Source organism: Mycobacterium sp., assembly GCF_046091765.1.
GTDB lineage: Bacteria > Actinomycetota > Actinomycetes > Mycobacteriales > Mycobacteriaceae > Mycobacterium.
Genome location: NZ_JBJTCF010000132.1, coordinates 1 through 19,810 on the forward strand (window position 1 = coordinate 1; position 19,810 = coordinate 19,810).

Genomic DNA, 19,810 nt, shown 5'->3' on the forward strand with positions numbered 1-19,810 from the left:
CTGTCCTGGGTGACCGATTGGCCTGAGTCGGCGTAGGCGACCGCGGTCAGCCCTAGCGAGCCGCCTCCGGCCACACCCAGAGCGATCAGGGCGCCTGCGACCAGGCGTGCCATACGGCGCGTGCCGGCCACGGGGTTCTGGCTCGGGGTCTGGTTCAGGTTCTGGTTCTGCTTCTGCATTGTTCTCAGCTCTTCCGTTCGTTTCGCGTGCACCGGAGGTTGTCCCGGCGATACCTCTACGATCCGCGAACGGCGAGGCAAAGTCTGTACCCGGGAACGCCCATCCGGTGGATGAACCGTGTGTCCTCAAAAAGCAGGACAGAGAAAAAGGACAGCGCACACCGCGGAGCGACATCCGCCGGGAAGGGTCGGGATCAGGTCGGAGTCAGGGTGATCTGGAACACCTGGTTCGATGCTCCGGTCTGGCTGAAGGTGTTGTTGCCCGTCGCGGGCACGGTGGAATAGATTCCGCCGTACATGTAACCCAGCACCGTGGGACCGCGCAGATCGTTGAGCGAGATGACGCCGTTGCGGCGGGTGCTCAGCGCCTGATTGTTGAAGAAGTTCGCGCCTGCGCCGTAATAGCCGGTGCCGCCTGCGGTGACAGCCGGGATGGGCGACATGGAGTACTCCTGGAACGACCCGTCGCGGGACCGCACGAGCGAGGTTACGTTGTCCACCCAGGGAAGTCCGGTGTCCTCGGTGAGCACGCCGTCGGCGTAGTAGTAGAGGCTGATTCCGCCGATGAGCACGGTGTACATCGAACCGGAGCGTCGGTCATAGAGCGGGATGTTCGCGGTCGTGTACTGGTTGAAGTACTGCTGATAGCCCGCGTCGATCCGGGCGACGCCGTCGGAGCCGATCAGGATCGGCGCCTGGTAGCCGGTCTCCGTTTGGCCCACCGTGAAGACACCGCCGAGATAGGCCAGTTCGTCCTGGCCGGCACTCCCGATGAAGCTGACCAGGTTGCCGTCCCGGCGCCGGAAGTCCACCGGATCGCGCTGGGCCCGGTAGTCGGTGATGGCCAGACCACGTCCGGTGTCGATGATGCGGAAGCTGCGGACCTCGTCGGTGTAGACCTGGGCGATGTTGGCCGTCCGCCCGTTGTAGCCGCCCTGAAAGTTGTGTCCGAACACCAGGTAGGTCCGGCCGTTCAGGGTCGCCATCCCACCGCCCGTCACCGCCAGCCGCGGATCGGACATCTGGCGGATCCTGGCCAGCCGAGCCACCTCACCACCGTCGATGACCGCTTGCGCCAATCCCGCGACACTGAGGGCCGTAAGCGTGTCGTAGGTGGTGAACTCTCTGGTGAACGCGGCGAAGGTGACACCGGTCCCCTCGGCTTCGGTGTCACGGCTTGTCGTGACGGTGTTGCCGTTGATGGCCGTGATCGTCGTCCCGACGGGGAAGATTGCCTGACCGGACGGGAAGGGCAATACCCCCGAGACGCGCTGCCCGACCGCCAGGTTCTCCAGGCCGCTGGTCACGGTGATGGTCGTGCTCGCCGCGCTGACGTCACCGGTGAAGTTCGCCGTGCCGGGCACGGAATAGCCCCCCGAGATGTACAGCGTGTCATCTTTCTGGAAGTACTGCTGATCGGCCGAGCTCAGGGGGCTGTACACCGAAGCCGGCACATCGGTCTGACTCCACGGCAGTGACCAGACCTGCCAGTCGACCGGGTTGATGACGTAGACGACGTTGTTCTGGAAGCTCGGCGGGAAGCTCTGCTCGCCGCTGGGTACGAAGTTGTGCAGGCCGTTGGTGCGCCCGCCGAATACCAGCCACAGTCCGCTGGGATAGTCGGACGTCGGAGCCGTCTGGGCATAGACGCTGCCCTGCAGACCCGGCAGGTTCGTGATCCCGGGAGCGCTGACGGGAGCGATGTTCAGCGTGTAGGGCAGGTTCTCGCTGGTGGCCGTCACCGGGTCCGGCGACGCGGCAGTCGGCACCGGCGGTGGCGGAGGCAGTCCTCTGCGCGGCACCATCTGGAATGACTGCGGCAGGTTATCCACGGCGCCGTTGAGTTCCAGCGGCACCGGCACGGGGATGGTCACCGAACCGATGTAGACCTTGCCGGCGCTCCCGCAGCCGGCGAACACCGAGCCGGAGAGGCTACTGGCGCCGGGCAGCACGGTGATCTGGTCGATGTCGCCATTGAGTTCACGCCAGACGTTGATGCCGCTTCCGCCGATAGCCGACAACGCCACCCGATCCCCGTCGGAATCGGTGAAGTTCAGACTGCGCCCGACGGCGAACAACCCGTAGAAGTCTCCGCCGGCCGTGTCGTCGTTGTCGCCGTCGTAGGTTTTTCCGTCGGAACCGGTCAGCGGATTCGAGTTCGGGTCACCGCTGATGATGGGCAGGCTGCCGTTGATGAAGATGCGGTAGAACGTCCCCTGCAACAGCGGGCGGGCGAGCGTCAAGGTGACCTGCGCGTCGCCGTACTGCGCTGCCACGATCTTCAGGGCCGGACCGCTCGACGTCACGATCTCCGGATTGCCGCAGCCGGGCGCGGTGATTCGGTAATTGGCCAAATCCGTCGCCGTGCTCGCGATCAGCGGTCCGTCAAAGGTCAGCACGAGCGATCTGCTCCCCGGCGTGCTGGTGATGCCGGTGAGAACGGGGCCGTTGCCGTCTGCAGTCGATGACGCCGTCCGGTCTTTGGTGACCGGGATCGCGGGCGCAACGGCGCGCCGCAGCATCAGCAGCGCCCCGGACAGAAAGTCGCTGACCGGCGTGGCGGGAAGGTCGGTGAGCCACTTCCCGATCCGGTCGACGACCCCGGCGATACCCATCGCCGAGGCCGTCGGCGCCGGTGCCACTGTCGCCACTGTCGCCACTGTCGCCTCTGTCGCCTCTGTCGCCGGAGCGGGCTCGCCAACCGAGCATCTCCGGCACTGCATCGCAGTCGCTGCCGCGGTGGCGGGGATGGCTTCGGCCGCTGTCGGTGCGCTCGCCGGGGACGGCACACGGGCTGCGTCCGGGGCGACGGCACCCGGCGCGACCGCCGGCCCGACCGGCACCCGCGCGTGCCGATTTCCGGCCTTGGCGCCGGCGGTGCTCGCCGCTCCCCGCGGTGCCGGTCGATCAGCACCCTCGCTACGGCCCTGCTGACCGGTGGTCGCGGCAGGCTTCGGTGCCGTCGGGATGCTGCCCACCGCCCTGTCGGAACGAGTCGCGCCGTAACGCTGGGCCGCGCGGGACTGCTCCGGACGCTGCGACCCGGAAAGAACCTGACCGGTATCGGGGTCACCACCGGAATCTGCGGTGGCCGGCGGCGGTGTCTGTGGCCCGGCCAGGGACATGCCGAGGGCGAGCGCCGCAACCCCGACACGCGCACCGCCGCGCACCCTGCGGGCCGCTGTCGTACGCGCTGCCACGTTCGCTCCCGTTGCCGGCTCACGCCCGCACGGATGCTGTGCCGGCGTGGGCCGACCATATCGCATTTACGCCGGGTTGGCGTCACCGAGCCCGGGCCGGTGTGACCCGCGTCTCTGGCAAACTTTGATCCAGATATCCCACGTGGCTGCCGGGAGACATAAAAGCAGGGCGATGGACCCAGACTCCCCATTGTCCGGTGGAACCACCGCCCTGCACAGCAAACATAACCTGAGATTCGGATAACTGCAAGCTGGGCCGAAAATGAGCAGGTCTCGGCGTGGCGGCTCCGGGCGCCGGGGCCGTCGACCGTGCAGGAAAGCCGCCAGCATGGTGGAATACTGCGGACGCGCGTACAGGCGATACCCGGGCAAAACAAGGAGTGCCATGAAGAAGACTGCCGCCACTGCCGCTACCACCGCAGCGACAGCGCTGGTCCTGTGCGCCGGCGCCGCCCTCGGCCTCGCCGGGTCCGCAGCGGCGGAGGACCCCGAGCCGACGGGGCCGCTGGCAGACCCCAACGCGCTGGGCACCTACGTTTTCGACGCGGAGGACGGGGAGTCGGCGACCTGGACCGTCACCCCCTGTGCCGAGGACAGCCTGCACTGCGTCAACGTCGCTGAAACCGGAAACGGGATGCGGGCTCCGTGGAGCGCTAACGCCTACTGGGCGGTGGGCTCATGGACTCTGTTCGCCGACCAGCCCGACGCGATCATCTGCACCGACGGGTCCACGGCACCGGGTGTCAACACCTACTCGTGGGACGCCACCAACCTCACCGGCAACGCCAGTATCGCCAGCGGCGGCGCCTGCGGCATCGAACCGCAGGTCCTCAACATTCCCTTCGGTCTGGCCAAGACCAGTGGACCGCCGCTGCCGCTGGCACCCGCGGAGACCCGCGCTGAGGCACCCGTCCCGCCGCCGTATGTGGTCGAGGTGCCCCCGCCCTATGTACCCAACACGCTCGACACCCAGCAGGTCGAGACCGCCCCGCCGCCGGCACTGCCTGCCGAGTCGGCGCCCGCGGTGATACCACCGCCCAGCGATGCCCTGACCCCGGCCGAATTGGCCGAACCGGGGTTCAACGCCCGCTAGCGGTACGCACCGTCAGACGCTCTCCAGCAGCGACTGTGCGTCCTCCCCCACCGCGCCCACGGTGGCGTAGGGGCGCACCCGGCCGTGCGCGTCGGTCGTGGCGCAGACGATCCCGCACCGACCGGCATCGACATGGCGGGCGATCACCGGGGAGCGCTCGAGTAGCGCCAGACCGGTCTCGGAGACGTGCGCGGCGGTGACCGCCTGCAGCGAGTCCTTGCCCATGCCGCGGCGCATCATCGAGCCGATGGCATGCTCGACGGCGATCCGGGTGGATCCCGACGGGAGAGCAGCCTCGGTCCAGGCTCGCATCGCCTCCTGCATCGCCCGGCAGCCCTCGTGACCGAGGACGACGATCAGCGGGACCTCCAGTGTCTCCACGGCGTACTCCAGGGTCGCGGTCACGCCGGCGTCGATGACATGACCCCAGGTGCTGACGTCGATCAGCGATCCCCAGCGCTGGCCGAAGACCAGCTCGCTGGGCAGGGCCGCGTCGGCGCACCGGAAGACCACGGCCAGCGGCTTGTCGACCCTGGCACCGTCCTCTGCTCCGACCGGCAGCACGATGTGCTCGTTGCCGGATCGCAGGCGTTTCCAGGTGGTGAGCGGATCGGTCATTTTTTCTACCTCCCTGTTTGTCGGTTAGTGCTCACTGATGTGCGGGTCAGCTGAAGTAATCGGGTCGGCTGACGAAGGTCTCGGTCACGAACATCACCCCGGACGAGGCGTCGAGCAGCGGCCGAAGCCCGGCCAGCAGGGCTTCGATCTTGGAATCGGGCACCACGGTGATGATCAGTTCCAATGCGGCCTGCTGGTTGAACAGCAGTCGGCCCTGCCGGTAGCCGTGATGGCCCAGCCCGGACACGCCCGACACGCTGGTGAAACCCGTGGCGCCCACACTCTTGATGAGGTCGCGAACGGCCGCGGCATCCGCTCCGGAGACGACCACCTCCACCTTGGTCATCTTGGTAAGGGCGGGTGAGTACGTGGCTGTCATGGAACCATCTCCTTCTCTAAAACATCTCCCGGACAACGCGATTGGGACCACGCGCTCCAGCCGGTCCGGCTCCAGCGCTTCCATTCATCACTCGGCTTGCCCCGAGCCGCCAGCGCCACCCAGTCATTGCCGAAAAGCTGCTGGAGGATCGGATTGCGCTCGATGATCATGTCGATGCGCGTCAAGGGCGCCTGGACAACCGCCATCAGGCGCAGCGGCTCGTGCAGCAGTCGCTCACCATCTGAGACCGACTGCCACGGGAGTCCCAGCAGCAGGTCACCGCTGTGACCGGCGACCACCCCGGCGCTGCCCACCACGTTGTGGATGGTCTTGGTTCCGGCGCCGAAGCGCTCCGGAGTCACCGCAGAGAAGTAGTACTGGCAGTTGATCCACTGTGCGACGACCAGAGGCGCGGTGAGGATCGTCTCCAGAGCCGCGCCGTCCGGGTCGACATCGGCCTCATAGGAGTGCAGGAATGTCCTGCGCTGAAGGTCGATGCCGCGGGTGACGTCGCGGGGAGCCACCACGAAGGCGGCGTTGTTGACCAGGCCCCATTCGGGGTAGACCTGCGCCCAGTCCGAGGACCGGGCGGCGACATGACGGGCCGCCCTGCCCGGGGACGGCGTCGATGACGCGCCGGGTAGCGTGGCACACCGCTCGGCGGCCAGCAGAGATCCCGCGCGTTCCAGATCGGCGCGCAGTCGCGCGATGTCGTCCCGACGGCTCGGTGGGATCGCCTCGGCATCGAGCAGCGCCACCCTATCGGTCGCGGTGTCGTGCTGAGCGGGGAAGAACATCGTGTCTGCGGGGATCTCGATCCCCAGATCACGCAGGCCCGCCCGGACCTCCGGCTGGTTGAGAATGGTCGCCGCGGTCCGCGCGCTCGGACCGCCCTGCTGTCCGCCGCACGCGCCGCAGTCCAGCGACGCCTGGTAGGGGTTGTTCTCGGTGGTGCTGCCGTGGCCGCAGAGCACGACCGTGCGGGCGAACCCGGTGGTGAGTCCCATCATGGTGAGCGCGACCTGGGCGAACAAGATCCGGTCCTCGGTCGGCATCGCGTCGAGGTCGAGCACCGTCGGAGCGAGTGGTGCGATCGTGTCGCGCAACCGGTGGCGGACACCGGCGCTGAAGGAGGGTGCGAGAGTCTTGGCCGCCGCGAGCGGTGCGGCGGCGAATCCGGCCGCCTCGGCCAGCGTGAAGGGCGCCGCGAAGGCGTCCTTGGCGGCGTGGAACGCGGATTCGGCTCCGGCGATCCGGGAGGCCCCGGCCAGTTGCCGGGCGGCCGCGTCGCCGGCGTTCGGCGCCGGGAGTTCGCACACGTCGTAGGCCGGCGAGATCAGGACCGGGCAGAGATCGCTGGGCTTGCCTCCGAGCAGGTCGGTGAATCTGATCGAGACGGCGAAGAACCCCGCGAAGCCGAGCGTCTGGTAGGGCCCGAGCGACTCGAGATGCCGCCGCAGGCCCTCCGAGCGGGTGTCGATGCAGCACACCAGCTGGGCGTCCGGGCGGGCCGGGTCACTCGTCTGGCGCGCGTCGGCCGGGGCCGATAGCGTCGCCAGTAACCGGTTGCGGTAACCGGCTTCGAAGGCGTTCTGCCACAGCCCTTCCCGCGCTGTCACCGGAAGGGCGGTAAGGATCCGCGCTGCGGCGGTGAGTTCAGCCGCACCCGCCGTCAGACCCAGCTCGGCGACCAGGTGAGCCGCCCGGTCGCGCGCTGAAGGAATCCGTCCCGCGGGCGACTCGGTGTTCGGCAACCGAGGCTGGGAGCGCGTGTCGCGGGCGAGCAGCACCACCTCGTAGGAGAGTCGCATCGCGAGGTACTGAAGCAGGTCGATGGGAGCATCGCCGGTCTGGGCGCACCACTGAATGTGGGCGGCCCAACCGGGCATCCGGGTGAGGTGGGCTTGCAGGTAGGCGATCCGGCTGTCGTCGTCGACATCGAGCCGGGCCAGGGCGTGCAGAACTGCGTCCTCGGGACATCCCGGCACCTTGCGCAGGTCCGCCCGTGCGGGGCGCGGCAGCGTCCGGTCGAAGGGCGCCAGCGCCATCCAGGCGGAGTAGAAACCCTCCTCCCGACCGGGCATCGGCCAGGCGCCGTCTCCGAAGAATGCGGCGCACCACTTCGAGGTCTGCGCATCGACGGTGCCGGCAACATGCGACCCGCGCTGCTCGGCGCAGGTCTCGAGCAGCCGTTGCGGAGCCGGCCCGCCGATCCCGTGCAGCAGGTCCGCGCGGAGCAGATCCAGGGGTCTGACGTCGCGACCCAGGCTCAGCTCCGGTGCGCCGACCAGATTTGGGTACCGCCGCGACAGCGCGCAATCGAGGTCCCGGTCGGTGATCCGGCCGTCGCTGTAGAGGCGACGGAACGCAGCCTCGCCGACGGTCCCGCGGATGCCGTAGAGATCACCCGCCCGCTGGATCGCCTGCTCGAAGGGCATGCTCTCCAGTCCGGCAAGGGGATTGACCGCGATGAAGGTTTCCAGCGGGTAGTGGGTGGGCACGACGCGGGATGCCAGCGAGACGTCGCTGCGTAGCTGGGCGCGGCGCGTCACGGAGTCGACCGCGACGGTTGACGTTGGACTCACGAGGATGCTCCTGCCATGGCGGGTGGGGTGGGGATGTGGCCTGCGCTGAGCGCGCGACTGTAAAGCGCACGCTGTAGCCGGCCGGTCGAGTCGGCCCGGCGGGCCGCCGCCAGCAGCCCGAGGAGCACCAGGCTCGCCGCGATCACCGCCCAGACCACCGGCGCCGGCAGTGCGCTCTGCGGCATGGACGGGGCGAGGAAGTCACCGATCGCGTGGATGACCGCGACGTAGCCGAGGGCCACCGGGATGAGGAAGGCCGATCCCCCGACGATGCCGGGCAGGCCCGGTCGGCGCTTGAGCCAGCCCCAGGTGACCGCCGCGCCGGTCACCCAGGCGAAGACCAGCAGCGCCTTCTCGGCGGTGCGCTGGTCGGGTGACAGGGAGCTGCCCGGGCTCACGATCAGAGCGAGAGCCAGTGCCGCGGCCGGAAGGAACACCGCCGTTGCGGCGTGGACGACGGTGCGCAGTTCGCCGAGCGGGCGCGCCGGGGGCATCGAACGCGCGCGCCGGCCCTGAGCGATCGCCGAACCGGAGGCCAGGAACAGCGTCGCCTTGTAAAAACCGTGCGCCACCAGATGGACGACGGTGGCGATCCACAGTCCCAGGCCGCAGGTCAGGATCATGAAGCCCATCTGGGCGGTCGTCGAGTGCACGAGGGCACCTTTGATGTCAGGCTTGACCAGCATGATCGTCGCGCCGTAGATCATCGTGGCCACACCGGCCAGGACGATCAGCAGCCGGGCGAGGTCGTCGGCGGCCATCGGGGCCAGCCGGATCAGCAGGATGCCGCCGGCATTGACCACGCCGGCATGCAGCAGCGCGGAGACCGGGGTGGGCGCCGCCAGCGTGGCGGGCAGCCAGCGGTGGAAGGGAATCTGCGCCGAGCGGGACAGCGCGGCCAGTACGACCAGGATGCCGACGACCGGCACGAGCGGCCCGCTGAACTGGTCGGGGCTCATCGCCGCGAGCTTCACGGGCCCCCAGGTCGTTGTGGCCAGCACCACGGCGGTCCAGAGCGCCAGATCGCCGACCAGAAATGCCGCGGCGGTCCGGCGCACACCGTCGCGGGCGGCCGGCAACTGCCGGTAGGTCGCCAGCAGCAGGCACAGGGCCGCCCCGGCGAGCGTCCAGCACAGCGCCAGCCCGACGAGGGTGGCCGCCGTCGCCAGGCCGGCTGAGGCCGCCGTGAGCAGCCCGGCCCCGGCGGCGAACCATGCCGCACGGGTATCGCCGGCCAGGTAGCGGACGGCGAAGGACTGCGCGATCGCGCTGACACCGAACACCAGCATCAGCAGGACCACCCCGAGTCGGTCCGCAGCGAACTCGATCGGCCCGAGGGCGGTCGAGACGCCGCCGTGGCGGGAGCCGATCGCCAGGACGACGGCGCCCAGGAATCCCCCGCCGGCGACCGCCGCCCCGAGCTGACCGGTCAGCCGGGGTGTACGCCGACCCGGACCGAACGCCCAGGCAGCGGTCAGTGCAGGGAGGGCGATCACCGCCGTCAGCAGGGCTTGCACGGTCAACATGCGATGTATATTACATGTTTTATGTTACCTGTGTTAAATATCTGTGATTATTCGTGTCGTGTCGGACGCCAACAGCGACGTAAACTTCAGTTATGGCCGAGTGGACCTTCCTGACCAACCATGCGCACGCGTTGCTGTGCATCGCCCGGGACCCGGGCATCCGGCTTCGCGACGTTGCCGCGCGGGTGGGGGTGACCGAGCGAGCCGCCCAGCGGATCGTCAGCGACCTGGTCGACGCCGGCTACCTGGATCGGCTCCGCGAGGGGCGGCGCAACTCCTACCGGGTCCGCTCCGATCGCCCGCTGCGCCACCCGGTCGAGCGCGGGCACCACATCGGCGAGATTCTCGATGTCCTCCGTGAGCAACGGGGGGCCGACGGAGCCGCCTGAGCGCTCCCCCTACCTCGGTCGGCTGATCGCGGTTGGTACCAAGCACGGCAAGCAGGCCCAGCTCGAACCGGCTTTCCACCGCATTCTGGGCGCCGTCCTTCGCACACCCGCGGACCTCGACACCGACCAGTTCGGCACCTTCACCGGCGAGACTCCCCGGACCGGCACGGCCGTGGAGGCGGCCCGGGCCAAGGCGAGGCTGGCAATGCACGTCACCGGCCTCGCCTGCGGGGTCGCCAGCGAAGCGAGCTACGGTCCGCTGCCCGGGTCTGGACTGCCGGGGCACGAGGAGATCCTGCTGTTCTGTGACGATCTGCGGGGCATCGAGGTCCTCGAGGGCCTCCGCACCCCATCGCTGCCCGGAAGTAGCCAGCTGGTCGAGCACGGCGACGAGGTTCCGGATTCGCTGATCGCCGGACTGCCCGGCCAGGCGCTGATCGTGCGGCCGCACAACCCACTACCGGGCACGGCCGCCGCGACGATCAAAGGCATCACCGACACCACCGCACTGCGCCGGGCCGTCGAGTCGGCGACCAGCCGGTCCGCCGACGGGCTGGCGGCGGTCGAACCGGACCTGCGCGCCCAGCACAACCCGAGCCGCCGGCTGATCCTGGAACGACTCGGCGTGACGCTGGCCCACCGGCTGGCGACGCGCTGTCCGGCCTGCCGAACCCCGGGGTTCGGCAGGATCGCCACGGAGTCCGGTCTGCCCTGTCGGATGTGTGCGACGCCGACACCCCTGCCGAACAACGAGATCCACGGGTGTGCGTCCTGCGCCCACCGACTCGCGCGAAGCGTGACCGAGTCGCTGGCCGACCCGGCCGACTGCCCGAACTGCAACCCCTGATGCCGCCCGGACATGCGCGGGGACGTCAGTCCAGCGCAAGATCGCGACGGAAGCGCCGCATCCCGTCGATCTTCTGCTCCAGCGTCGCGGTGGGGCCGTGGTAGTACATCCACGGCATCGTCAGCACCGCGGTGATCCCCGCCTCGCGCGCACGCGCGAAGTGCTCGACGGTGAACGCATCGGTCAGCGGCGTGATGATCGTGAAATCGTCCATGCCCAAGCCCTTGTCGGCGCGCAACTGCCGGATCCGGTGTGCGCAGCTGATGGCCTGGTCCAGTCCGATCAGGTCGCCGATCCAGCCGTCGTTGCGCGCCGCGCGGCGCAGGGCGATATCCGAGAGCCCGCCGACGTAGATCGGTATCCGCGGCGGGGTGGGCGTCATCTCGAGTCGAGGGGTGCGGTAGAACTCCCCCTCGAACTCCGTCCAGCCGGGCTGCCACAACGCCTTCATCAGCTCCAGCATCTCGTCGGTGCGCCGGCCGCGGTCGGCGAACCGCTGGCCGAGCAGGGTGAACTCCTCCTCGCACCAGCCGACGCCGATGCCGAGCTCCACCCGGCCGCCGGCCAGGCAGGCGGCGGTTCCGACGGCCTTGGCCGCCGAGTACGGGTCGCGCATCCCGGGGATGTAGACGGTGGTGACGAACTTCAGCCGTTCGGTGACCTGAGCAAGGGCACCGACGAGCACCCACGGATCGGGCCACGGGGTGAAGGGTTGCCAGCGGCGTTGCCCGTCGTCGGTGTAGGGGTACGGCGTGGCCAGCGTCTCGAGGTTCACCACGTGATCGGGGATGGCCATTCCCTGGTAGCCGAGTTCGTCGGCGGCCCTGGCGATCTCGACGGTTTCCGAGGTCTCGAGAAAGGCGCTGCTCACGTAGAACTGCATCCGCGTCAACTCCCGAACACCGTGTTCACGACGGCTTTGGCGCGCCGGGTGACGCGGAGGTAGTGATCGAGGAACTCCGCGCCGTCGTCGTCGGGCCAGCCCGCGGCGACCGCCACCGCATTGAGTTGCCGACCCGGACCGGGCAGTTGATCGGAGGGTTTGCCGCGTACCAGCACCAGCGCATTGCGTGCCCTGGTCGCCGTCAGCCACGCCTCGCGCAACTGGGCGACGTCGGACTCGGCGATGAGTTCGGCTGCGGCGATGCCGTCGAGCGCCTCCAGCGTCGAGGTGGTGTGCAGGGCGGGCACCTCGTGGGCGTGACGCAACTGCATCAGCTGAACCGTCCACTCGACGTCGGCGAGCCCACCGCGGCCGAGTTTGGTGTGCGTATTCGGGTCCGCACCGCGCGGCAGTCGCTCGGCGTCCACGCGGGCTTTGATCCGTCTGATCTCCTGCACGGCCGCCGGTGTCACCCCGCCCTCGGGGTAGCGGGTCTTGTCGGCCATCAGCAGAAAGCGCAGCCCGAGGTCCGGATCGCCGGCGACCGCGTGCGCCCGCAGCAGCGCCTGGATCTCCCACGGCTGAGCCCACTGCCGGTAGTAGGCCGCATACGAGCCCAGCGTGCGCACCAGCGGCCCGTTGCGGCCGTCGGGCCGCAGGTTGGCGTCAACGTCGAGCGGTGGATCGTCACTGGGCGTTCCGAGCAGCGTCCGAACCTGTTCGGCAACGGTCGCCGACCACTTGACGGCGACCGACTCCTCGACGCCCTCGGCCGGCTCGCAGACGAACATGACGTCGGCGTCCGAACCGTAGCCGAGTTCACCACCGCCGAGCCGGCCCATCCCGATGACCGCGAGGGCGGCCGGAGGCGATACTTCCGGGGCGCCTGGGGCGTTCGGGGCAGCCGCGGGCATGTTGTCGCGGATCACCGCGTCGAGCGCGCACTGCAACACCGCGACCCAGACCGACGTCAGCGCCGAACACACCTGCGGCACCTCGAGCATGCCGAGCAGATCGGCCGAGGCGACCCGGGCCAGTTCGCGCCGGCGCAGCGACCGTGCCGCCGCGATTGCCCGGGCCGGGTCGGGATGGCGGCCGGCCGAGGTGATCAGCGCCCGGCCGATTCCGCCGGGGTCGGCGTCGAGCAGTTTGGGGCCGGTGGGTCCGTCCGCGTAGTGCTGGATCACTTCGGGCGCCCGCATGAGCAGATCCGGGACGAAGGCGGAGGTCCCCAGTACGCGCATCAGCCGTTTGGCCACCGCGCTCTCGTCCCGCAGCGTGGCCAGATACCAGCGCTGATCGGCCAGCGCCTCGCTGATCCGGCGGTAGGCCAGCAGCCCGCTGTCGGGATCGGGGGCGTCGGAGAGCCAATCCAGCAGGCGCGGCAGCAGCACCGCCTGGACCCGGCCGCGACGCCCGCTCTGGGTGATCAGCGCGCCCAGGTGGGTCAGCGCGCTCTGCGGGCCTTCGTATCCCAGTGCGGCGAGCTGTCGCTCGGCCGCCTGCGGTGACATCCCGGGCGTCAGACCGACCGACGGTCCGATCGACTCCAGCAGCGGTTGATAGAAGAGTTTCGCGTGCAGCCGGGAGACCCGCAGGTGCTGGCGCTTGAGTTCCTCGCGCAGTACGCCGAGCGCGTCCCGGGTCCCATCCGGGCGCACATGCGCCGCCCGGGCCAGCCAGCGCAGCGCCTCGTCGTCCTCGGCGGCGGGCAGCAGGTGGGTGCGGCGCAGCCGCTGCAGTTGCAACCGATGCTCGAGCAGCCGAAGGAACTCATAGGAGGCCGTCAGATTCGCCGCATCGTCGCGCCCGATGTACCCACCCGCTCCCAGCGCGGCCAGCGCGTCCACCGTCGAGGAGACATGCAGGGCCTCGTCGGTGCGGCCGTGCACGAGCTGGAGCAGCTGGACGGCGAACTCGACGTCGCGCAGTCCGCCTGAGCCGAGTTTGATCTCTCGCTCGCGCACGTCGGCGGGCACCAGAGACTCCACCCGCCGGCGCATCGCCTGCACCTCGGAGACGAAATCCTCACGCTCGCAGGCCGTCCACACCATCGGCGCCAGCGCCTCGATGTAACGCCGGCCCAGTTCGGCGTCACCGACCGCGGGCCTGGCTTTCAGCAGCGCCTGGAACTCCCACATCTTGGCCCATCGCTGGTAGTAGGCGACGTGCGAGTCCAGCGTCCGCACCAGCGCGCCGTGCCTACCCTCCGGACGCAGGGCCGCATCGACCTCGAAGAACGCCTCCGACGCCAGGCGCATCATCTCCCCGGCCACCCGGTCGGTTCGGGCGTCGGCTTCGTCGGTGACAAAGATGACGTCGACGTCGCTGACGTAGTTCAGCTCCCGCGCGCCGCTCTTCCCCATGGCGATCACCGCAAGCCGCGGCGGCGGCGCCGATCCGCACACCGTCGCCACGGCGACCTGCAGGGCCGCCTCCAGCGCCGCATCGGCGAGGTCGGCCAGATGCGCCCCGATCGCCGCGAACGGAAGGACGGGTTCGTTCTCGACGGTCGGCCCCAGGTCGAGAGCGGCCAGGATCAGCAGGTGATCGCGGTAGATCTTGGCCAGCCCGGGCATCACCACCTCGGGTACCGTGCCGAGTTCGGCGATACCGCCACTGAAGGCTCGGCGCAGTTCGTCGGACCCGGGGAGGTTCACCACAGATTCGAGCAGCTGCCACGAGCGCGGGTTGGCCACCAGGTGATCGCCCAGCGCCAGGGAGGATCCCGCCACCGAGAACAGCCGGCCACGCAGGGACCGGTCTTTGAGCAACGCCGCGTCGAGCTGGTGCCAGTCGTCCCCGAGCGCGTCGGCCAGCCGGGTCAGCGTCCGCAGGGCGGCGTCGGCGTCCGGTGCCCGAGACAGCGACCAGAGCAGTTCGATGTGCTCGTCGGAATCCCATCCCAGCCTGGCCAGGTCAGCAGGCGCGGTGGGTTCGACCAATCCCAGCCTGCCCGCGCTGGGCAGCCGCGGGCGCTCCGTCGCGGGTTTGGCCACGTTCACGACGGTAGCGCAGCGGCCGGACCGGCATCAGAGAGACAGATACCTCTTGAGCTCGAAGGGAGTCACGTTGCTGCGGTACTCCTCCCACTCGGCGCGCTTGTTGCGCAGGAAGTAGTCGAAAACGTGTTCGCCGAGAGCCTCGGCGACAAGTTCGGACTTCTCCATCTCCCCGAGTGCCACCCCGAGACTGGACGGCAACTCGCGATAGCCCATCGCGCGCCGCTCCTCGGGGGTCAGCGTCCACACGTTGTCCTCCGCCTGGGGTCCCAGGACGTAGTTCTTCTCGATCCCGCGCAGTCCGGCGGCGAGCAGAACGGCGAAGGTGAGGTAGGGGTTGCACGCCGAGTCCGGGCTGCGCACCTCGATGCGCCGCGAGGACGCCTTGCGCGGGGTGTACATCGGCACCCGCACCAGTGCCGAGCGGTTGGCCGCGCCCCACGACGCCGCGGTCGGCGCCTCGCCGCCGTGGACAAGTCGCTTGTAGGAGTTCACCCACTGATTGGTGACCGCGCTGATCTCCGTGGCGTGCTCGAGGATCCCGGCGATGAACGACTTGGCGACATCGGAGAGTTGCAGCGGGTCCTCGGGACTGTGGAAGGCGTTGGTCTCCCCCTCGAAGAGGCTCATGTGCGTGTGCATCGCCGAACCCGGATACTCGGCGAACGGCTTGGGCATGAACGACGCGCGAACCCCTTCGGCCAGCGCGACCTCTTTGACCACGTAGCGGAAGGTCATGACGTTATCGGCCATCGACAGGGCGTCGGCGTAGCGCAGATCGATCTCCTGCTGGCCGGGCGCCCCCTCGTGGTGGCTGAACTCGACCGAGAGTCCCATCTGCTCGAGCGCGTCGATGGCGTGGCGACGGAAGTGCGGAGCCGAGTCGTGCACGGCCTGGTCGAAGTATCCGCCGTTGTCGGCCGGGACCGGCACCGACCCGTCGTAGGGTCCCGGCTCGAGCAGGAAGAACTCGATCTCGGGGTGCACGTAGCAGGAGAACCCGAGATCGCTGGCCTTGGCGAGTTGCCGGCGCAGCACGTGTCGGCTGTCCGACCACGACGGTGAGCCGTCGGGCATCGTGATGTCGCAGAACATTCGGGCGGAGTGATGGTCGCCGGTGCTGGTGGTCCAGGGCAGCACCTGGAAAGTCGAGGGGTCCGGACGGGCTACCGTATCGGATTCGAAGACCCGCGCGAAGCCCTCGATCGAGGACCCGTCGAACCCGATGCCCTCCTCGAAGGCGCCCTCGAGTTCGGCGGGCGCGATCGCGACGGACTTGAGGAACCCGAGCACGTCGGTGAACCACAGCCGGACGAAGCGGATGTCCCGCTCCTCGAGGGTGCGCAACACGAATTCCTTCTGGCGGTCCATGATGCGAGCGTAGGCAGCGGGTGTTAACGCCGTGTTACAGCGACGGCACCCGCAGTTATCCGCTCGGACGTCGTTTCAGCAGCTAGAGACGGTAGGGGCAGCGGCGCGCCGAGCGGGCTAAAGTTAGTACCGAACGTACGGTTCGGTCCGCGCGGCGCTGCTAGCGTTGGCGGCGAGCAATCGGCGTCGGACAAGGAGCCAGGATGATCAAGAAGCTTCTCGGCGCCGCCGCGCTGATCGGCGCGCTGGCGTCCACGTCCACCGCGGCGGCGATCGCGGACCCCGACCCCACGCCGCCGCCGTACTGCGCGGGCAGCGATCCGAGCGATCTTCTGGGAGTCGGCTGCGACGATCCGGTCACCACCGCGAACGAGACACCGGATCCCAGGCCGTCGGATCCCCCTCCCGGGGGGAACCCGCCCGGCGGTGGCGGGCCCGGCGGCGGGGGCGGGTCCGGCCCGGGTGGCGGCGGACCCGGCGGGGACGACGGGTCCGGGTAACGGGGGTCGCCCTCAGCAGAAGATGTTGCCCGGAACCACGCGATCGACGAAGTAGCCGATCACCGCGTCATCCACACAGTCGTCGCCGTCGAACACCACGGTGTGCTGGGTTCCGTCGAAGGTGATCAACGGTGCCTGAAGCTGCCGGGCCAGGTCGACCCCCGCCGCGTAGGGGGTCGCCGGGTCCTGGGTGGTGGACACCACGACGGCACTGCCCGGCGGCGCGGGTTGGGCCGCACGAGGCGCTGAGGTCGGAGGTACCGGCCAGAACGCGCACAGATCGCGCGGGGCGTAGCCGGTGAAGTCCCCGTAGGACAAAAACGGAGCCACCTCCCGCGCGCGCCGATCGGCCTCCACCCAGACGGCCGGGTCCGCCGGCGTCGGGGAGTCGACGCAGCGGATCGCGTTGAAGGCGTCCTGGCCGTTGTCGTAATGACCGTCGTCGTCGCGGCCTTCGTAGTCGTCGGCGAGGACCAGCAGGTCGTCGGCCTCCGTGCCACGCTGCAGGGCGCTCAGCCCGCTGGTCAGGTACTTCCAGTACTGCGGCGTGTAGAGCGCATTGACGGTTCCGGTGATCGCGTCGGCGTAGCTCAGGCCGCGCTGATCCGACGTCGGGGCGGGCGCTGCCACCAGAGGGTTGACCAGGCGGTGGAAGCGGTTGACCCACTGGTCGGGGTCCGTGCCCAGCGGGCAGGCCGGTGACTCCGCGCAGTCCGCGGCGTACTCGGTGAACGCCAGTTGAAAACCGGCCATCTGGTCGACGACGGCGTCCACCGGATCGCGGGCGGGATCGACCGCCCCGTCGAGAACCATGGTGCGCACCCGGGTGGGGAACTGGTCGAGATACTCCGAGCCGAGCAGGGTGCCGTAGCTGTAGCCCAGATAGTTGATCTGGTCCTCGCCGAGGGCCCGGCGCACGAGATCCATGTCCCTGGCCGCGGAGGCGGTTCCGACCCCCGCCAGGAAAGTCTTGCCCATCCGGTCCAGACATTTCTGCGCCAGCGAGCGGTTGAGGTCGTCGATGGCGGCCACGCCGGCGGAACTGTAGTCGACCATCGACTCGCGCCGCCACGCGTCGAACTCCGCATCGGTGCGACACCGCAGTTGCGGTGCGGAGTGACCGACGCCGCGCGGATCGAAGCCGACCAGATCGAAGTGCTCGGCGACCGGGCTGCCGCTGAGCGCGTCGGCGAGGTTGACCACCGAGTCGACGGCGGATCCCCCCGGACCGCCGGGATTCATCAGTAGTACACCGAGTCGACGGCCCTCCGCCGGGATTTTGATGATGGCCAACTCGGCCTGCTCTCCGGCGGGATCGGCGTCGTCGACCGGAACCGAGATGGTGGCGCACTGGGCGGTGGGCAGGAAGGCGTCGGTGATGAACTCCTCGCAGCCACGCCACACCGGTTGTGGCGTCGTGGTCTGACCCATGTCAGGTGAAGCCTGCGCCGGTCCCGTTGTGATCCCCACGGCCACAACCACACTCACCACAGACGCGCAGGCGCGCAGTGCGGCTAACAGCCGGGCAGTCGGGACCCCGGCGCCCCGGATCGAGCGTGGCACGCCCGACATCGTGTCATCTCAGAACGTAGGCCGATGCGCCCGGCGGTCACGTCCCGGTATCGGAAGGGCGGCAGTTCAGCACGTCGCGTCGGGCGGCGGCAGCGTCAGGTCGACCAGGTAGGCCGCGGCATAGTCGTCGACGCACTGCTCACCTTGGAACACCACGGTGTGCTGGGTGCCGTTGAACGTCAGCAGCGCACCGCCGAGCTGCTTGGCGAGATCCACACCGGCCTGGTAGGGAGTGGCCGGGTCACCGGTGCTGGAGACCACCAGCACCGGCGGCAGCCCGGGTGCGCTCACGGCGTGCGGGGTGCTCGTCGCCGGCACGGGCCAGAACGCACAGGCGCTCAGCGGGGCGTGACCGGTGAAGTCGCCGTAGCTCATGAACGGCGCGGCTTCGCGAAGCTGACGGTCCTCCTCGGCGATCTTGGCCCGATCGCTGATCGGAGGCTGGTCGACGCAGTTGACCGAGATGCGCGCATCGGTGGCGTTGGTGTAGCGACCTTGGGCGTCGCGCCGCATGTACATGTCGGCCAGGGCGAGCAGGGTGTCGCCGCGCCCACTGGTCATCTCAGTGAGCCCCTGGGTCAGGTGACGCCACAGGCTCGGCGAGTAGAGCGCCATGATCGTCCCGATCAGGGCGTCGCCGTAACTGAGTCCGCGCGGATCACGGGTCGGGGCGGGTTCGTCGACGAGGGGGTCGACCATGCCGCGGTAGACGTCGACGGCTTTGGCCGGGTCGGTGCCCAGCGGGCAGTCCGGGTTCTGGGCACAGTCGGCGGCGTAGTCGTTGAACGCCTGCTGGAACGCCGCGGCCTGGTCGATGTCGGACTGAATGGGGTCGGCGTTGGGGTCCACCGCGCCGTCGAGGATCATCGCCCGCACCCGATCCGGGAAGGCCTCGGCGTACGCCGAGCCGATGCGCGTCCCGTAGGAGTAGCCGACGTAATTCAGTTTCTCGTCGCCGACCGCCGCCCGCAGCGCGTCGAGGTCCTTGACGACGCTGGCGGTGCCCATGTTGGCCAGGAAGTCGGTGCCCATCTTGTCGACACAGCGCTGCACGAAGGCCTTGGTCTCGCCCTCGATGCGCTGCACGCCCTGCGGGCTGTAGTCGACCTGCGGATCGGCACGCAGCCGGTCGTTGTCGGCGTCGGAGTTGCACCACAGCGCCGGGGTGGACGCGCCCACCCCGCGGGGGTCGAACCCGACGAGGTCGAAGCGCTCGCGCACGCTTCGGGGAAGATTCTCGACGATGCCTGCTGCCGCTTCGATACCCGACTCCCCCGGCCCGCCCGGATTGATCAGCAGCGACCCGACCCTCTCGCCGGTCGCCGGAAACCGGATCAGGGCCAGCGTCGCCGTCGGGCCGTCGGGACGCGCGTAGTCCACCGGGACGGCGATCTTGCCGCACTGAGCGCCCGCCGGGATCGGCAGCGCTTCTCCCCCGCCGCCGCCCACGCCGCAATTCGTCCAGGCCACCGGCTCGCCGATCCGCAGCTCGGCCACCACCGCGCGCCCGCCCACCACCGCACTGCAGCCCGCACTGGCGGCGAGCAGGGCAGCGGTGGTTATGACGGTGGTCACGGGTGCCAGTGCGGCGGGCACGGCACGGGTGCGGGGATAGGGCCTCATGCCCAACATGCTGCCATGTCGTCCCGAATACGCAGGCAGGCCG

At 69.3% G+C, this 19,810-nt stretch carries 14 protein-coding genes; 4 read left to right on the forward strand and 10 right to left on the reverse strand.

Features of this window, described 5'->3' with window-relative positions; genetic code table 11:
- Positions 1-373 precede the first annotated feature (373 nt).
- Positions 374-2,830: a hypothetical protein gene (locus ACKOB8_RS15140; RefSeq protein WP_526378701.1), complete on the reverse strand. Its 2,457-nt coding sequence runs from the start codon at positions 2,828-2,830 to the stop codon at positions 374-376.
- A 934-nt stretch (positions 2,831-3,764) separates the two neighbouring features.
- On the opposite strand from ACKOB8_RS15140, the gene ACKOB8_RS15145 reads away from it, so the two are divergent.
- The gene (locus tag ACKOB8_RS15145) at positions 3,765-4,472 is read left to right on the forward strand and encodes a hypothetical protein (RefSeq protein ID WP_526378703.1); all 708 of its coding nucleotides are present in this window, start codon (positions 3,765-3,767) and stop codon (positions 4,470-4,472) included.
- A 12-nt stretch (positions 4,473-4,484) separates the two neighbouring features.
- On the opposite strand, the gene ACKOB8_RS15150 is transcribed toward ACKOB8_RS15145, so the two are convergent.
- The 4 genes from ACKOB8_RS15150 to ACKOB8_RS15165 are packed head-to-tail and all read right to left on the reverse strand — an operon-like array spanning position 4,485 to position 9,580.
- On the reverse strand, positions 4,485-5,090 hold the full coding sequence (locus ACKOB8_RS15150; RefSeq protein ID WP_526378705.1) for a carbonic anhydrase: 606 nt from the start codon (positions 5,088-5,090) through the stop codon (positions 4,485-4,487).
- Between the two features lie 46 nt (positions 5,091-5,136).
- On the reverse strand, positions 5,137-5,469 hold the full coding sequence (locus ACKOB8_RS15155; RefSeq protein ID WP_526378707.1) for a P-II family nitrogen regulator: 333 nt from the start codon (positions 5,467-5,469) through the stop codon (positions 5,137-5,139).
- Positions 5,466-8,054: a putative inorganic carbon transporter subunit DabA gene (locus ACKOB8_RS15160; protein ID WP_526378709.1), complete on the reverse strand. Its 2,589-nt coding sequence runs from the start codon at positions 8,052-8,054 to the stop codon at positions 5,466-5,468. Before ACKOB8_RS15160 ends, ACKOB8_RS15155 begins: the two co-directional genes overlap by 4 nt.
- Positions 8,051-9,580 (reverse strand): proton-conducting transporter transmembrane domain-containing protein, encoded by a 1,530-nt coding sequence (locus ACKOB8_RS15165; protein WP_526378711.1) that lies wholly within the window; start codon positions 9,578-9,580, stop codon positions 8,051-8,053. Before ACKOB8_RS15165 ends, ACKOB8_RS15160 begins: the two co-directional genes overlap by 4 nt.
- Positions 9,581-9,672: 92 nt before the next feature.
- Between ACKOB8_RS15165 and ACKOB8_RS15170 the strand changes: the two genes are divergently transcribed.
- Positions 9,673-9,969 carry a helix-turn-helix transcriptional regulator gene (locus ACKOB8_RS15170; RefSeq protein WP_526378713.1) on the forward strand — a complete coding sequence of 99 codons (297 nt, stop codon included), beginning with the start codon at positions 9,673-9,675 and terminating at the stop codon, positions 9,967-9,969.
- Positions 9,938-10,816 (forward strand): DUF6671 family protein, encoded by an 879-nt coding sequence (locus ACKOB8_RS15175; protein WP_526378715.1) that lies wholly within the window; start codon positions 9,938-9,940, stop codon positions 10,814-10,816. The genes ACKOB8_RS15170 and ACKOB8_RS15175 overlap by 32 nt, the downstream gene beginning before the upstream one ends.
- Before the next feature lie 25 nt (positions 10,817-10,841).
- Here ACKOB8_RS15175 and ACKOB8_RS15180 read toward each other — a convergent pair whose 3' ends face one another.
- The 3 genes from ACKOB8_RS15180 to glnA are packed head-to-tail and all read right to left on the reverse strand — an operon-like array spanning position 10,842 to position 16,072.
- Positions 10,842-11,699, reverse strand: coding sequence for a TIGR03619 family F420-dependent LLM class oxidoreductase (locus ACKOB8_RS15180; RefSeq protein ID WP_526378717.1), 858 nt, complete (start codon positions 11,697-11,699; stop codon positions 10,842-10,844).
- Positions 11,700-11,704: 5 nt separating this feature from the next.
- A complete protein-coding gene (locus ACKOB8_RS15185) occupies positions 11,705-14,704 on the reverse strand; it encodes a bifunctional [glutamine synthetase] adenylyltransferase/[glutamine synthetase]-adenylyl-L-tyrosine phosphorylase (RefSeq protein WP_526378719.1) in 3,000 nt (999 codons plus the stop codon).
- Between the two features lie 27 nt (positions 14,705-14,731).
- On the reverse strand, positions 14,732-16,072 hold the full coding sequence (gene glnA, locus ACKOB8_RS15190) for a type I glutamate--ammonia ligase (RefSeq protein WP_526378721.1): 1,341 nt from the start codon (positions 16,070-16,072) through the stop codon (positions 14,732-14,734).
- A gap of 203 nt (positions 16,073-16,275) precedes the next feature.
- Between glnA and ACKOB8_RS15195 the strand changes: the two genes are divergently transcribed.
- Positions 16,276-16,572 (forward strand): hypothetical protein, encoded by a 297-nt coding sequence (locus ACKOB8_RS15195; RefSeq protein WP_526378723.1) that lies wholly within the window; start codon positions 16,276-16,278, stop codon positions 16,570-16,572.
- A gap of 12 nt (positions 16,573-16,584) precedes the next feature.
- Here ACKOB8_RS15195 and ACKOB8_RS15200 read toward each other — a convergent pair whose 3' ends face one another.
- Both ACKOB8_RS15200 and ACKOB8_RS15205 read right to left on the reverse strand, forming a co-directional pair.
- Positions 16,585-18,144: an alpha/beta fold hydrolase gene (locus tag ACKOB8_RS15200; RefSeq protein ID WP_526378725.1), complete on the reverse strand. Its 1,560-nt coding sequence runs from the start codon at positions 18,142-18,144 to the stop codon at positions 16,585-16,587.
- Positions 18,145-18,210: 66 nt separating this feature from the next.
- Positions 18,211-19,767, reverse strand: a complete 1,557-nt coding sequence (locus tag ACKOB8_RS15205; RefSeq protein ID WP_526378727.1) for an alpha/beta fold hydrolase — start codon at positions 19,765-19,767, stop codon at positions 18,211-18,213.
- Positions 19,768-19,810: the final 43 nt, after the last annotated feature.

Bases quoted from the DNA above. Each gene is read 5' to 3' on its own strand.
- ACKOB8_RS15145 (WP_526378703.1), top strand. From the start codon at position 3,765: ATGAAGAAGACTGCCGCCACTGCCGCTACCACCGCAGCGACAGCGCTG.
- ACKOB8_RS15150 (WP_526378705.1), bottom strand. From the start codon at position 5,090: ATGACCGATCCGCTCACCACCTGGAAACGCCTGCGATCCGGCAACGAG.
- ACKOB8_RS15155 (WP_526378707.1), bottom strand. From the start codon at position 5,469: ATGACAGCCACGTACTCACCCGCCCTTACCAAGATGACCAAGGTGGAG.
- ACKOB8_RS15165 (WP_526378711.1), bottom strand. From the start codon at position 9,580: ATGTTGACCGTGCAAGCCCTGCTGACGGCGGTGATCGCCCTCCCTGCA.
- ACKOB8_RS15170 (WP_526378713.1), top strand. From the start codon at position 9,673: ATGGCCGAGTGGACCTTCCTGACCAACCATGCGCACGCGTTGCTGTGC.
- ACKOB8_RS15180 (WP_526378717.1), bottom strand. From the start codon at position 11,699: ATGCAGTTCTACGTGAGCAGCGCCTTTCTCGAGACCTCGGAAACCGTC.
- glnA (WP_526378721.1), bottom strand. From the start codon at position 16,072: ATGGACCGCCAGAAGGAATTCGTGTTGCGCACCCTCGAGGAGCGGGAC.
- ACKOB8_RS15195 (WP_526378723.1), top strand. From the start codon at position 16,276: ATGATCAAGAAGCTTCTCGGCGCCGCCGCGCTGATCGGCGCGCTGGCG.
- ACKOB8_RS15200 (WP_526378725.1), bottom strand. From the start codon at position 18,144: ATGTCGGGCGTGCCACGCTCGATCCGGGGCGCCGGGGTCCCGACTGCC.
- ACKOB8_RS15205 (WP_526378727.1), bottom strand. From the start codon at position 19,767: ATGAGGCCCTATCCCCGCACCCGTGCCGTGCCCGCCGCACTGGCACCC.